Here is a 13307-nt window from a genome sequence, read left to right as displayed (position 1 = left end):
GCGGCGCTATTGAAGCGATGAGCGTTATTGCGCGGCAGCCGGCGCATAAACCGGCGCGGACTTGCCAACGACGAGCCAAGCCGCGACCGCCGCGACGGCGATCAACGGAATGCTCGCGCTCAGCAACACGGAGGCGCTCTGGCCGATCGCGAGCAGTTGCCCGGCGATCAAAGGGCCGAGAATCGAGCCCATGCGCCCCACCGCGACCGCGGCGCCCACGCCGGTGCCGCGCACCTGTGTCGGATAGATGCTGCTCGCGAGCGCATACAACACCGACTGTCCACCGACCAGAAACAGGCCGGCGAGCAGGCCGCCGCACGCCATCGATACGCTGCCGCTTGCCGCCACGAGCGCGGCCAGCGCCGCGGCGATGCCCAGATACATGCCGGTCACGGTGCGGCGCTTGCCGATGCGATCCATCAGGCTTGCGATCACGATGGCCCCGATGCCGCCGCCGATGTTGAACATCATCTGCACGACGCTCGATTGCACGCGCGAGAGTCCGCGGCTCAGCACGAGCGACGGCAGCCAGTTGATCAGGAAGTACAGCACGATCAACGTGCCCAGGTAGCTGATCCACAATGCGACGGTCGTGCCGGCCCGCCCTTCCTTCCACAATGCCTGCGCGATGCCGGACGGTGTCTCGCCCACTCCACGCGCGCCGGCCACTCCCGAGCGCGCGGCGACGAAATGCGCCGACTCGCGCATGAAGATCGCCAGCAACGGCAACACGAGCAGCGGTCCAACTCCGCCGACATAGAAGATATGCCGCCAGCTCGCATCGCCCGGACTCACGATGCCGATCACCGCCGCGAGCGCCGCACCGAATGGCATGCCGCAATACATCGCGCCGACTGCGGTGTTGCGTTGATCCGGCGACGCCGCTTCGGCGCACAACGCGATCAGGTTGGGCATCGCGGCGCCAAGCCCGAGCCCGGTGAGAAAGCGCGCGGCCAACAGGCTGTTCAAGTCCCACACCTGCGTAGTGGCAATCGAAAACAGGCCGAACAGCGCGACCGACAGCATCAGCACGCGCTTGCGGCCGAGCTTGTCGGCGAGCCTTCCGCCGATCGCCGCACCGGGCAGCAGCCCGAGCGCGCCGATACTGAATGCCCAGCCCATCTGCGCGACCGCGAGATGAAACTCGCGAGCCATGCGCGGCGCCGCGACGCCGGTCGATTGCAGATCCAGTCCTTCCAGTAATGCGACGATCAGGCATAAGCCGATCGTGACGGCGCCGGTGGCGCGAGGGTTGTTTGATCGCTGCATGAAAAGTCTCCAATGTGTTTTCAGCATCGCTCTTGGCGGCGATAACGCTGGGTTGAGGTCGGCGGCGCAGGCGGCCGCCATGCTTCCAGACAAATGCGCTAGACGCCGGCCGCGCGCTTCAGGTCCAGCGCCACGTCGACGATCATGTCTTCCTGGCCGCCGACCATGCGCCGCTTGCCCAGTTCGACCAGAATGTCGACGGCTTTCAGGCCGTACTTCTTCGCGGCCACTTCGGAGTGCCGCAGAAAGCTCGAATACACGCCCGCGTAACCGAGCGCCAGGGTTTCCCGGTCCACGCGCACCGGACGGTCCTGCAACGGCCGCACGATATCGTCGGCGGCATCCATCAACGTGTAGAGATCGGTGCCGTGGTGCCAGCCGGCGCGTTCGGCCGCGGCGATGAACACCTCCAGCGGCGCATTGCCCGCTCCCGCCCCCATGCCCGCCAGACTCGCATCGATGCGGTCGCAACCTTCTTCCACTGCGACCAGCGAGTTCGCGACGCCGAGGCTCAGGTTGTGGTGCGCGTGCATGCCGGTCTTCGTCTCCGGCTTGAGCACGGCCTTCAATGCGCGAAAGCGCGCGCGCACGTCGTTCATGTTCATCGCGCCGCCGGAGTCGACCACGTAGATGCATGTCGCACCGTATTGCTCCATCTTCTTCGCTTCGACGGCGAGGTTTTCCGGCGTGGTCATGTGGCTCATCATCAGGAAGCCAACCGTATCCATGCCGAGTTCGCGCGCGTATTCGATGTGCTGCTTCGAGATGTCCGCCTCGGTGCAGTGCGTGGCGACCCGCACGATGCGCGCGCCGGCCTGGTACGCCGCCTTCAGATCGTGAATCGTGCCGATGCCGGGCAACAGCAGCGTCGCGATCTGCGCGTGTCCGACCACGTCCGCCACCGCTTCGATCCATTCGAGGTCGCTATGCGCGCCGAAGCCGTAGTTGAAACTCGATCCTTGCAGGCCGTCGCCATGCGCGACCTCGATGCTGTCCACTTTCGCCTTGTCGAGCGCGCGGGCAATCTGCTGCACGTTGTCGATCGAATACTGATGACGGATCGCGTGGCTGCCGTCGCGCAGCGTCACGTCGGAGATATAGAGTTTTCTGTCCATGAGATGCGTCTCCTTAAGCCTGAACCAGGGATTGCGCCATGCGCTCAGCGGTCGCGAGCGCAGCCGAGGTCATGATGTCGAGATTGCCCGCATACGCCGGCAGATAATGTGCGGCGCCTTCCACCTCGATGAACACCGAAGTCTTCAATCCGCTGAAACGGCCGAGGCCCGGAATGTTCAACGGCGCGTCCACGGCGATCTCGTCGAACTGCACTTTCTGCTTCAGGCGGTAGCCCGGCACATAGGCATTCACGGCAGCGGCCATGGCTTCGATCGAGGCTTCCACTTGTGCGCGGTCGGCGAGATCGGACAGCACATAGACCGTATCGCGCATCATCACAGGCGGCTCGGCCGGATTGAGCACGATGATCGCTTTGCCTTTGGCGGCGCCGCCCACCGCTTCGATCGCCTTCGAGGTGGTTTCGGTGAACTCGTCGATATTCGCGCGCGTGCCTGGGCCGGCCGACTTGCTGCTGATCGACGCGACGATTTCCGCGTAGTGCACCTTCGCCACGCGCGAAACCGCGGCCACCATCGGAATCGTGGCCTGACCGCCGCACGTCACCATGTTGACGTTGCGGCTGTCGAGATGCGCGTCGAGATTTACCACCGGCACGCAGTACGGACCGATCGCGGCAGGCGTCAGGTCGATCAGGCGGATGCCCGGTTTCAGCGCGCGCAGGTACGCGTCGTTCTTCACATGCGCGCCGGCCGAGGTGGCGTCGAACACGAAGTCGATGTCGTTGAACACAGGAAGACGGGTCAGTCCTTCCACGCCTTCATGCGTGATCGCGACGCCCAGCCGCGCTGCGCGCGCGAGACCGTCGGATGCCGCGTCGATGCCGACCATCGCCGCCATTTCCAGATGCTCGCTGTGCCGCATGATCTTGATCATCAGATCGGTGCCGATGTTGCCGGAGCCGATGATCGCGGCCTTGAGTTTTTCGCTTGCCATGTCAGTCCTCAATCGGGTGATTGCTTATGCGGAGAAAATCGCGCGAACGCTGCCGAGGCCTTCGATCTGCGCACTGAAAGTGCCGGCCCGCGTCACCGCGACCATCGGACCGAGCGCGCCGGTCATCAGAACGTCGCCGGCTCGCAGCGGCGTGCCGAACTGCTGCATGCGGTCCGCGAGCCACACGGCGGCGTTCAGCGGATTGCCCAGACACGCCGCGCCGTTGCCGCGCGAGAGCGTTTCGGCGTCGTTCGAGAGGGTCATCGCGCAGGCCGCCAGATCGACGTCGCGCAGCAATACCGGCCGGCTGCCGAGCACGAAACGCGCGCTCGATGCGTTGTCTGCGACGGTATCGACGAAGCGGATATTCCATCCTTCGATGCGGCTGTCCACGACTTCAATGGCGGCGACCGCGTAGGCCGTCGCGCGAATCAGGTCGGCGTAGGTGTGTTTTTCATGCGTGAGGTCGTGTTCGAGTACGAGTGCGATTTCCGCTTCGACCTTCGGCTGGATCAGTTCGCCGAGCGCGATCGGCTGGTTGTCGCCGTAGGCCATCGACGCAAACAGCGCGCCGAAGTCCGGTTGATCGACGCCGAGTTGGCGCTGCACCGCGGGCGAGGTCAGACCGATCTTGCGCCCAACGATGCGCTCGCCCGCCGCCACTCGCGCCTCGACGTTGATCTGTTGCACCATGTAGGCGAATCCGGCGGCGGTGGCCGGATTCAAATGGGTGAAGCGCTCGTCGTCGCGCAACGGCGCGATGGTCTGACGCGTGCGTTCGGATTCGCGCAGCCGCAGGGCCAGCGCTTCAGCATTGCTTCGTTGGGTCAGGGTCATGGCGGGTTCCGTGATTCGTCATGCGGTTTCGGCAATGGGCCGCGCGTGCATCGCGCCAAAGCCCGCGATCCATTCGGGGATCGGCCGGTAGTAATCGAGCGTCGCGCGATAAGGTCCGTACGCCTGCAGCGCGCCGAATGCGGCGATCCACGTGCGAACCTCGTGCGCGGATTTGCCCGCGTCGCGCGTGATCGCGGTGTCGGTCAAGCCGTCAAGCGCGCACAGCTCCCCTTCTTCGAGCGTTTTCAGAAACGCGCGGTCCCATTCGGGATTGAGCGGATGCAGCCGGCTATCTCCCGAGGCGAATGCACGGGCCGCCGCGACGGTGCGAGCCTGACGCGCCGCGCGCGCTTCGGGCGACGGATTGCGGCCGGCGATCAGCCGCTCGGCGACTTCATCCGTTGCGCCCGCGAGTTCCGGCACCGGCGGCTCGTGCGAAATGCCGCCGGAGCCGATCACCAGCACACGTTGGTCCGAACGCGCGAGGCGGCGGCCCAGCGCGTCGCCGAGCAGTCGCGCCCGGCGGCACGACGCCATGGGCGGCGCGACCGAATTGATGAACACCGGCACAACCGGATAACGGTCCAGTGCGCCCGTGAGAATCTCCAGCGCCTGCGCACAACCGTGATCGACCTGCATCCGGTACGACACGGCGACGTCGACATCCGCGGCGAGCGTGGCTTCCGCGAGATCGAGCGCGGTGGCGGCGGGTACGGCAAGCTGCCCCGCCAGACTGCCGAAGTCACCGATCGCGCTCGCCGACGCGCCGATGCAGAACGGCGGCATCACGTCGTAGAAGAAACCGTTGTAGTGGTCCGGTGCGAACACGACGACCAGTTGCGGATCGAAAGCGGCCACACGTGCGCGCGCCGCCGCGTGAATCCGCGCGACTTCTGCGACAATGTCCGGCGCCGGGTCGCAATAGCCGCGGAGCGGCGTGTGCGAAAGACATTCGAGCAACATCGGCATATCAGGCTCCCGCCGCGATGGCGACATCGCTTTCGGACGCCTTCGCCGGCGTGCTCACCGCCGCCGTGGCGACGGCCCGCTCGCCGGTCTTCAATGTCAGCTTGACGGCAAGCTCGCCGATGCACGCCGACACCTGTTGCGGCGTGCACATGCCCGCGACAAAACGATCGGGCCGCAGCAGCACCACGGATTCCGGCACGCGCGAGAACCACTCTTTCAGACGGCCCTGCACATCGCCGACGGCGATCACGCCGTCAGACACGTCGTCATGAAAAGCGAGCTGGGTGTCGGGTTTCGCGAGCACGAAGCAGCCGCCAAGGCGCTGCCAGGTTTCACGCGCGAGCGGCGACAAGCCGAACGTGGGATCCGAACCCCAGCCGATAATCGCGAAGCGATTGCCGAGCACGTCGTCGAGACGCGCGACGCTGCCGTCCAGCGTGCGCACGCGCGGCTGAATGAACATGCGCCCGACCGGCGAATGACACGACGGATCACGGCCATACACGAGGCGGCCGAGCAGCGACTCGCGCTTCTCGCTCATCAGCCCGAGCAGCCGGCCGGGCGCGGAATGACCGGAACGCTCCAGCATGCGAGCCAGAACGCCATGCTTGCGTTTGTGCTCCGCCAGCAGGACGACGCCCGTTTCATAGCGCGGCATCGGCTTGAAACGCATCTCCACGAAATAGCGCTTCATGGCGGGGACCACGTTGAAGGTCCGCACGAAGGCGTCGCGAAACTTGATGCCGAAGCGGCTCGTCGGCGCGAAAATGTCGCCGGCCACTTCGGACAGATGAATCATGGAGCGGGCGTGCGCGCGCCGCTCCGCCGTATAGGTGTCCAGCAACGCGTCGCCGGCGATCTGTCTGACCACCATCGCCAGCTTCCAGCCGAGATTGCTCGCGTCGCGGATCCCGCTGTTGTAACCCTGCCCCTGCCAGACCGGCATGATGTGCGCGGCGTCGCCGGCCAGCAGCACGCGATCCACACGAAAGCGGCTCGCGAGGCGCGCATTGTGCGTATAGACGCGCTTGCGAATGTAGTCCACCTTTTGCGGATCGGCGACCACCTTGCGGATCAGCGCGGCCATGCTCTCCGGCTTCGACAATTCCTCTTCGGTTTCGCCGGGCATCACCATGAATTCGAAGCGGCGAATGCCATGCGGCAGTGCGGCCGACACGTACGGCCGTTTCGGATCGCAATGCATGTAGACATGCGGCGAGCCGATCGGATCGTTGCGCACATCCACCACGATCCATTGATTCGGCTTGGTGCGTCCTTCGAACGGCACGTCGAGCATGCGGCGCACGAAGCTGTTGCCGCCGTCCGCGCCGACCATGTACGACGCGCGTACTGTGCGGCGGCCGCCTTTCTCGTCCTCCGCTTCGATCGTCACGCCGGTCTGATCCTGCGTGAAACCGCTCACGCTAGTGCCGAATAGCACCTGAACGTGTGGGAAGCGGCGCAGTCCTTCGTACAACACACGATCCGCGAGCGGCTGAATGAATGCATTGCGGCGTGACCAGCCGAACTCGTCGGTGCGCGGTTCGATCGACGCAAAGCAGTGACCGGTGTGCGTGACAAAACGCATCCAGTGATCAGGCGTGGTGTGCGGCAACAGCACATCGGCGAGGCCGACTGACTGGAACACCCGCAGCGCTTCATCGTCGAGGCCAATGGCCCGCGGGTAGTCGATGATCTGCTCGAGTTTTTCCAGCAGCACCACGCGCACGCCCTGCAAGCCGAGGTAATTGGCAATCATCAAGCCGACAGGGCCGGCGCCGATAATCGCCACATCGGCGGACACGGTTTCGCTGCGGCCGCTCGCGGCCGCCAGATCGGTGGATGGGAACATTCTGTCTCCTTTCTCGCGAACGGCACACGGCGCCGTCGCTTCAGATAGCGGACTTGTTTGGAATATTCAGGGAGGGCACGGCGTGACGATCGCGTATCGCCATGGCGAAAAGTCGCGCATGGGATGCGGCATCTCGCGTCTCCTTGAATCGTTGATTTGATCGCAGTCTAGGACTCGCACCGGATCACCTCAACAATTTGTGAAAAATGTGCATACAATGCACACAGTTGATTTATTGAGGTTTTTCGGTGACGAAATATACGAGTGTGCGAGGTCTCGCGCGCGGCCTGCAAGTGTTGCAGGCGCTCAACTCCATGGACAGCGGCCGCGCCACCAGCCAGCAGATCAGCGACCTGACCGGCCTGCATCGCACCACGGCGCGGCGGCTGCTGGAGACGTTGATGGAGGAAGGATTCGTGCGTCGTAGCGCGTCGGACGACAGTTTTCGCTTGACGCTCCAGGTGCGTTCGTTAAGCGAAGGTTTTACGGACAACGAACGGATTGCGACGATTGCGCCGCCGATCATGGGGCAGCTATTGCAGCGCGTTGCGTGGCCTTCGGATCTGACCACGCCGGACGGCGACGCGATGATCATCCGCGAGACGACGCACCGTTTCAGTCCGCTCTCGTTTCACCGTTCTATGGTCGGGCGCCGTTTGCCGATTCTGCTGACCGCCGCTGGGCGCGCCTACTTTGCGATGTGTCCCGACGGCGAGCGCGAGGACATTCTCGACTTGCTGCGCTCAGGCGCGGGCGGTGAAGAACAGAAAGCCCTCGCCTCGAACGACAAATTGATAAGAAGCCTGGTCAAGCGGGTGCGCGCGGACGGCTTCGGCTCCAATCACGGAGACTGGTCCGCGCAAAGCAAGATCGGGGCGGTCGCGGTTGCGATCGTCTCGCGCGAACGGGTGCTGGGGAGTCTGAATGTGGTGTTTCTCTCGCGAGCAGTGACCCTCGCGGAGGCAAAACGGCGCTACGTGCCGGAACTCCAGATCGCGGTGAGCGAAATGGTGGCGGAACTAGAGTCGCAGGACGAGCCAGAGGGAAAGAAGCCTGAGTGAGAAGATGCAGCGCCGCCGGGGGTTTCTTAGGGTTTACTACAGCCCGAAGAGCGTCTATTCTTCAGCGGAATACTTCGCCCACCCAACTACCGCAGATTGACCAAAAAACAGGCTTCTGTTCGACGGATTGAAACCCGCCCTGCCGGAGCACACTGCCATCATGCCAATCGCGCCAGGAGCCTGCGATGTCTTCCCGCCACGACAAAGATAACGAATTCGAAATCGGCTTGCCGCCTGTTTCGAGTACTGAATGGACCAGCCCGGTGCCGGGCGCCGACGCGGGAACGATGCGCGGGTTGCACCTCGCGTCGGAAAGCGTGTTGTGCCTCGCGACGCAGACCTACGAAGCAGTGGCACGCGGCGACGCGGCGGGCGCGGAATTAGCGCGCGCATCGCTCGAACAGCAACTGGCGGTCGCCACGCGTCTGATCGACGAACTTCTGTTCGACGGCACCGGTCCGCATACGACACATTGACCGGCCGGCAGGCCGGGCAGCATCAATCGCAGTCTCAACTTCTGATAACTGAAATGAGCGCTCTAACGGTAATTCTCTGCATCTGGTCCATGGTGGCCATTTGCGCCATTCTCTTCATTCGCGGCGCCAACCGGCGCATTGAGCGGCCCCGCAAAGCACCGCAAAAGCGGCCGGCGCGTTTTTCAATCGCGGAGTAACAGCCGGCCGGCGGCGTGGATCCGTTCTCGACGCCGGCTCATTTGAGTCCAAGCCGTTTGGCTAAGCGGTTCAGATTCGCCCGATCAAGGCCGAGTTCACGCGCGACGGCCGCCCAATTCTGGTTGTGACGCGCCAACGCGTCGAGCACGGTGGCTCGCTCGAACTCGGTCACCGCGCTGCGGAAGTCCCTGGTTTCGCTGCCTGCTGTATCGGCGGGTGTCTCACTTCTGGCTTCGTCTGGTGTAGACGACAGCGCCAGGTCGGCGGCGGTCAACGTCAGGATCCGGCGGCGCTCCCGATTCGCGGCCAGTGCCTTGAGCGCGCTTCGCCCGATCAGATGCTCGAGTTCACGCACGTTGCCCGGCCACGGATAGCGCAACAGCATGGCTTGCGCGTCCGCCGCGAGACGCAGGCTCAGCAGGCCGAGCCGCGAGCGATTCTCCTCAAGAAAAAAACCGGCAAGGAGCAGCACATCGCGGCCGCGCTCGCGCAACGGCGGCACGCGTAACGGATAGACGCTCAAACGATGGTAGAGATCGGCGCGGAACCGCCCCGCGCGCACCTCTTCGGCGAGATCGCGATTGGTTGCCGCGATGAGCCGCACGTCGACCTTGTGTTCGTGGTCCGAGCCGATTCGTTGCAGCTGGCCGTTTTGCAGGACCCGCAAAAGCTTGGCCTGCACCATAAGCGGCAACTCTCCCACCTCGTCGAGAAAAATCGTTCCGCCGTCCGCCAGCTCGAACTTGCCACGCCGGTCCGACGACGCGCCGGAGAACGCTCCGCGCACATGCCCGAACAGTTCACTCTCGACCAGCGTATCGGGTAGCGCAGCACAGTTCAGACTGATGAGCGGCTTGTTCGCCCGCGACGAAAGCGCATGGATCGCGTTGGCCACGAGTTCCTTGCCGACGCCGGTCTCACCGGTGATCAGCACGGTCAGATCACTGCCCGCCACGACTTCGATTTCCCGCACCAGTTGCGTGTGAGCGTCACTGCTGCCGATCATCTCGCGCCGGCTCTGGCTGCTCGCCTGCCGGTAGGCTTCGGCGCGGCGCCGCTCTTCCTCGCTGCTGCGCGCCAGCGTATCGATTCGCTCGACGACACTCACCGTGGCGGCAGCCAGGCTCAGAAACGCCTGCAACGAAGCCATGTCGATGCTGTCGAAGCGCGCCGGATCCAGCGCATCGAGCGTGAGCAGACCCCATGGGCGGCCACGAACGAACAGCGGACATCCGAGGCAATCGTGAACTTCGAGATGCCCAGACGCGCCTTGCACGAGGCCGTCATACGGATCCGGCAAATCGGAATCGGCGGCGAAACGCGTCGGCTCGGGCCGCGATAGAAGTTGCTCGAAGCGCGGGTGGTCACTGACACGAAAACGCCGCCCAAGCGTGTCGCTGCTCAATCCGTCGATCGCGAGCGGCACGAGCGTGTCGCCCTCCAGACGCAACAAAGCGGCGGCATCGCCGGGAAACAGCGCCCGCAAGCTGCTGAGCAGGCGCCGGTAGCGCTCGCGGTCGGTCAGGTCGCGCGAAAGATCGAGGATCAGGGGCGTCAGGACGTCGAGTAAATCTTGTGCAGTCAGATTGACTCCGGCAGGAGTCTTTCCGACCAAGGTCGAATTGACCATCATGGAATTCACATCATTGATTTAATTGCATTTTATACCTGGCACGAAACATGGATAGAAAAGCACGACAGTCGAAGCTGACTGACTATCCACCACCAACCAGGACTTCCTATGCTTTCCGCCGAACACCGCGCCATCGTCAAAGCCACCGTTCCTCTTTTGGAAAGCGGCGGCGAAGCGTTGACCACGCACTTCTACAACATGCTCATCAGCGAGCATCCGGAAGTGCGTCCCATGTTCAACCTCGCGAACCAGGCAAGCGGCGCGCAGCAACGCGCGCTGGCCAACGGCGTGCTGATGTACGCGCGCCACATCGATCAACTCGAACAACTCGGCGGACTGGTCTCGCAGATCATCAACAAGCACGTCGCGTTGAATATCCTGCCGGAGCACTATCCGATTGTCGGACAGTGCCTGCTCAGATCCATCCGCGAAGTGCTCGGCGCAGAAATCGCAACGGATGCGGTCATCGCAGCGTGGGCCGCCGCCTATCAGCAACTCGCCGATCTGCTGATCGGGCTCGAAGAAAAAATCTACGCCGAGCGGGAAGCGGCGCCGGGCGGCTGGCGCCGCACGCGGCTCTTTCGCGTCGCCCGTAAAGTGCGGGAGAGCGACGAGATCACGTCGTTCTATCTGCGCCCCGACGATAACGGCGAGTTACTCGCGTTTCATCCGGGACAATATATCGGCGTGCGGCTCACGGTCGACGGCGAAGAAGTGCGCCGCAATTACTCGCTCTCGGCCATGTCGAATGGCCGCGAATACCGTATCAGCGTGAAGCGCGAACCGAACGGAAAGGTATCGAACCATCTGCACACGCGCGTCAACGAGAACGACACGTTGGAACTGTTTGCGCCGGCCGGCGACTTCAAGCTCGAACATAGCGACAAGCCGCTGGTCCTGATCAGCGGCGGCGTGGGCATTACACCGACGCTGGCCATGCTGCAAGCCGCGCTGAATACCGATCGCACCGTCCACTTCATTCACTCCGCGCGTCATGGCGGCGTGCATGCGTTCCGCGACGCGATCGAGCAACTGGCCGCGCGTCATCCGAAATTGAAGCGTTTCTATTGCTACGAACAACGCCGCGCGAATGATGCCGACGCGCACGGCATCGGCTATCTCGACGAAACGCGTCTCGATGCGTGGCTGCCGGAAACGCGCGACGTCGACGTCTATTTTCTCGGACCGATCGCGTTCATGAAGGCCGTCAAGAAGCACCTGAAAGCGATCGGCGTGCCGGAGTCGCAAAGCCGATATGAATTCTTCGGCCCGGCCGCGGCGCTGGAATAACCGCTAGTGAATGGGTCACGGTTGTGCCGGACATGCCGCTCAGCAAAGCGTCGCGCTTGTCACCCACGGCATGCTCCTGAAGCGCGCGATCATGGCATCCACCCATTCGCATTGCGCTTGCGCGAGTGCAATCGTGACCTCCTCGACACCGCTGGCGGGCAGCGTCGTCACGTCGACCTTTTCGACGTTGCGGGAAAATGGCAGTAGCACCTGCCAGATGGCGGCAATGCGCGTACCGTGAAGTGCCGCGCGCACCACAAGTCGATAACGGCCTGAAGCGTGGGCCGTCAGCACTTTCAAACCGCTCTCAGAACCTTCTTGGGTCATGTCTTGCCCCTGCTGTGGACTTGGCTATTTCCGCGTTTGCCGCGGTATTCGGATGTCCGCTCGATTCTTACGCTTTACGATGACGTTTTGACGATGCCGCGCAGTCGCCTGAGCAAAGCGTCCGCATGCTCGCGATCGACTTTGGATATTTCGCGCTGATTCAGTATCGCCTCGATGCGCCGACGCCAATAACCCGGCTCGTTCACTAACGACGTGCAAGCCACCGAATCACCTTTTGAAGTCAATCTCTCAAGCGTTGTGACTATCGTTTCGATATGCAAAAGATCGTTCTTAAAAGACGCGTGACTTCCCATTACATTCCCGGCTAACTTAAAAGCGCCTTCGGATCGACCTTCGAACGAGTTGGCAAGCAATGCGATACCCATTTCGTCTCCGAATCGGCTGATCCGTCCTGCTTACAGGAAAGCGAAACAACAGGCCTGAAACGTTTCCGCCAGGCTGCATGAGCATTGCTGTTGGCTGATTGTCTTTATTTGGCGCGCGTCGGCACAGGGCTTGTCGGCTGACCTGCCTGCGCCATGGCAATGGCTTGCGCGGTGGCTTTGCGCATTGCGTCGTAGGCGGCGCCCGCGCTGGAAACCGCCGACTTGAAGACGGTGACCGCGACCTCGGAACCGGCCGGGGCATTGCGCGCAAAGTCGTCTACGACCGTCTGCATTCTTGCGTTGGACTGGGCGCAGCGATCTTCGAATACCTTCAGAAACTCGGCCTGCGCGTGATTCGCAATGCCAAGTACGTGACTGTTATAAGACAGCACTTTCTCCGCTGCCGGTCTCGCGTTACCGGCTTGCTGAACGAATAATTCGACGGGTGTCTTACCGGAGAATGCCAGTTGCCAGGCCTGTTCGCTCTCGGCGAGCGTGGCCTTGGCGGCCTGCAGGTTCAATCTGGTCAGGTCTTCAACATACTGGAATGTTTGCTGTACCAACGAAAACGCGACAGCAACATTGGCACTTTGCATCGAGATAAATTGATCTGGCGTCGAAAAAACCACTCTGCACTCCTTCGTTAAGCCCACAAATCGCTCGATACGAGGTGGGCGAAAACAGCTCGCAAGCATGCAGATGCTGACCCAACAGCCCCGGCCCCCTCGAATCGCTTCTGCCGCGCAGAATTAGATGAAACATTCTAACTTTGTTAAACCGGCGTCTGGCGTACTGTTTTGTAGGTAAATACCCCTGGTCAATCAGGGTGATTTGACTGAAGAATCGAGCGGTTTGGGACGGTGGCGAGTGCGGCTTTCTGGCAGCGGCGGCAGGTCGGTCAACGGGTGAATCACACTGGTGGGCGCGATGCGCACGAGC

The 13307-nt window shown here is 62.8% G+C and carries 13 protein-coding genes; 3 read left to right on the top strand and 10 right to left on the bottom strand.

Annotation, left to right across the window (positions count from 1 at the left end; genetic code table 11):
* Window positions 1-24: 24 nt before the first annotated feature.
* From mhpT to P0D71_RS26115, 6 genes are all read right to left on the bottom strand, one after another.
* Window positions 25-1269 (bottom strand): 3-(3-hydroxy-phenyl)propionate transporter MhpT, encoded by a 1245-nt coding sequence (gene mhpT, locus P0D71_RS26140; protein ID WP_408482804.1) that lies wholly within the window; start codon window positions 1267-1269, stop codon window positions 25-27.
* Between the two features lie 98 nt (window positions 1270-1367).
* Window positions 1368-2384 carry a 4-hydroxy-2-oxovalerate aldolase gene (gene dmpG, locus P0D71_RS26135; RefSeq protein WP_091803227.1) on the bottom strand — a complete coding sequence of 339 codons (1017 nt, stop codon included), beginning with the start codon at window positions 2382-2384 and terminating at the stop codon, window positions 1368-1370.
* 13 nt (window positions 2385-2397) lie between these two features.
* On the bottom strand, window positions 2398-3339 hold the full coding sequence (locus P0D71_RS26130) for an acetaldehyde dehydrogenase (acetylating) (protein ID WP_408482801.1): 942 nt from the start codon (window positions 3337-3339) through the stop codon (window positions 2398-2400).
* Between the two features lie 24 nt (window positions 3340-3363).
* Window positions 3364-4176, bottom strand: coding sequence for a 2-keto-4-pentenoate hydratase (locus tag P0D71_RS26125; RefSeq protein ID WP_408482799.1), 813 nt, complete (start codon window positions 4174-4176; stop codon window positions 3364-3366).
* Between the two features lie 18 nt (window positions 4177-4194).
* Window positions 4195-5145 (bottom strand): 3-carboxyethylcatechol 2,3-dioxygenase, encoded by a 951-nt coding sequence (locus P0D71_RS26120; RefSeq protein WP_408353876.1) that lies wholly within the window; start codon window positions 5143-5145, stop codon window positions 4195-4197.
* A 1-nt stretch (window position 5146) separates the two neighbouring features.
* Window positions 5147-6997, bottom strand: a complete 1851-nt coding sequence (locus tag P0D71_RS26115; protein ID WP_408482797.1) for a bifunctional 3-(3-hydroxy-phenyl)propionate/3-hydroxycinnamic acid hydroxylase — start codon at window positions 6995-6997, stop codon at window positions 5147-5149.
* Between the two features lie 248 nt (window positions 6998-7245).
* On the opposite strand from P0D71_RS26115, the gene P0D71_RS26110 reads away from it, so the two are divergent.
* Both P0D71_RS26110 and P0D71_RS26105 read left to right on the top strand, forming a co-directional pair.
* Complete coding sequence (locus P0D71_RS26110; RefSeq protein ID WP_091803238.1) at window positions 7246-8058, top strand: DNA-binding transcriptional regulator; 813 nt, start codon at window positions 7246-7248, stop codon at window positions 8056-8058.
* A gap of 185 nt (window positions 8059-8243) precedes the next feature.
* Complete coding sequence (locus tag P0D71_RS26105) at window positions 8244-8534, top strand: hypothetical protein (RefSeq protein ID WP_408482795.1); 291 nt, start codon at window positions 8244-8246, stop codon at window positions 8532-8534.
* A gap of 235 nt (window positions 8535-8769) precedes the next feature.
* Here the strand turns inward: P0D71_RS26105 and norR are convergent, their stop codons facing one another.
* Window positions 8770-10362, bottom strand: coding sequence for a nitric oxide reductase transcriptional regulator NorR (norR, locus tag P0D71_RS26100; protein WP_408482861.1), 1593 nt, complete (start codon window positions 10360-10362; stop codon window positions 8770-8772).
* 111 nt (window positions 10363-10473) lie between these two features.
* Between norR and hmpA the strand changes: the two genes are divergently transcribed.
* The gene (hmpA, locus tag P0D71_RS26095; RefSeq protein WP_408482793.1) at window positions 10474-11655 is read left to right on the top strand and encodes an NO-inducible flavohemoprotein; all 1182 of its coding nucleotides are present in this window, start codon (window positions 10474-10476) and stop codon (window positions 11653-11655) included.
* Between the two features lie 39 nt (window positions 11656-11694).
* Here hmpA and P0D71_RS26090 read toward each other — a convergent pair whose 3' ends face one another.
* From P0D71_RS26090 to P0D71_RS26080, 3 genes are all read right to left on the bottom strand, one after another.
* On the bottom strand, window positions 11695-11982 hold the full coding sequence (locus P0D71_RS26090) for a hypothetical protein (RefSeq protein WP_408482791.1): 288 nt from the start codon (window positions 11980-11982) through the stop codon (window positions 11695-11697).
* A 74-nt stretch (window positions 11983-12056) separates the two neighbouring features.
* Window positions 12057-12368, bottom strand: coding sequence for a hypothetical protein (locus P0D71_RS26085; protein WP_143048396.1), 312 nt, complete (start codon window positions 12366-12368; stop codon window positions 12057-12059).
* Between the two features lie 104 nt (window positions 12369-12472).
* Window positions 12473-12997, bottom strand: a complete 525-nt coding sequence (locus P0D71_RS26080; protein ID WP_091803257.1) for a phasin family protein — start codon at window positions 12995-12997, stop codon at window positions 12473-12475.
* Window positions 12998-13307: the final 310 nt, after the last annotated feature.

The sequence above is a fragment of the Paraburkholderia sp. RL17-383-BIF-A genome (assembly GCF_046028015.1).
Classification (GTDB): Bacteria; Pseudomonadota; Gammaproteobacteria; order Burkholderiales; family Burkholderiaceae; genus Paraburkholderia.
This window is presented reverse-complemented; position numbering and strand designations above follow the sequence as displayed.

Excerpts from the sequence above, each read along its gene's own strand:
- norR (WP_408482861.1), bottom strand. The coding sequence starts at position 10,362 with ATGGTCAATTCGACCTTGGTCGGAAAGACTCCTGCCGGAGTCAATCTG.
- P0D71_RS26115 (WP_408482797.1), bottom strand. The coding sequence starts at position 6,997 with ATGTTCCCATCCACCGATCTGGCGGCCGCGAGCGGCCGCAGCGAAACC.
- mhpT (WP_408482804.1), bottom strand. The coding sequence starts at position 1,269 with ATGCAGCGATCAAACAACCCTCGCGCCACCGGCGCCGTCACGATCGGC.
- P0D71_RS26120 (WP_408353876.1), bottom strand. The coding sequence starts at position 5,145 with ATGCCGATGTTGCTCGAATGTCTTTCGCACACGCCGCTCCGCGGCTAT.
- P0D71_RS26090 (WP_408482791.1), bottom strand. The coding sequence starts at position 11,982 with ATGACCCAAGAAGGTTCTGAGAGCGGTTTGAAAGTGCTGACGGCCCAC.
- P0D71_RS26130 (WP_408482801.1), bottom strand. The coding sequence starts at position 3,339 with ATGGCAAGCGAAAAACTCAAGGCCGCGATCATCGGCTCCGGCAACATC.
- P0D71_RS26125 (WP_408482799.1), bottom strand. The coding sequence starts at position 4,176 with ATGACCCTGACCCAACGAAGCAATGCTGAAGCGCTGGCCCTGCGGCTG.
- hmpA (WP_408482793.1), top strand. The coding sequence starts at position 10,474 with ATGCTTTCCGCCGAACACCGCGCCATCGTCAAAGCCACCGTTCCTCTT.
- dmpG (WP_091803227.1), bottom strand. The coding sequence starts at position 2,384 with ATGGACAGAAAACTCTATATCTCCGACGTGACGCTGCGCGACGGCAGC.
- P0D71_RS26105 (WP_408482795.1), top strand. The coding sequence starts at position 8,244 with ATGTCTTCCCGCCACGACAAAGATAACGAATTCGAAATCGGCTTGCCG.
- P0D71_RS26085 (WP_143048396.1), bottom strand. The coding sequence starts at position 12,368 with ATGGGTATCGCATTGCTTGCCAACTCGTTCGAAGGTCGATCCGAAGGC.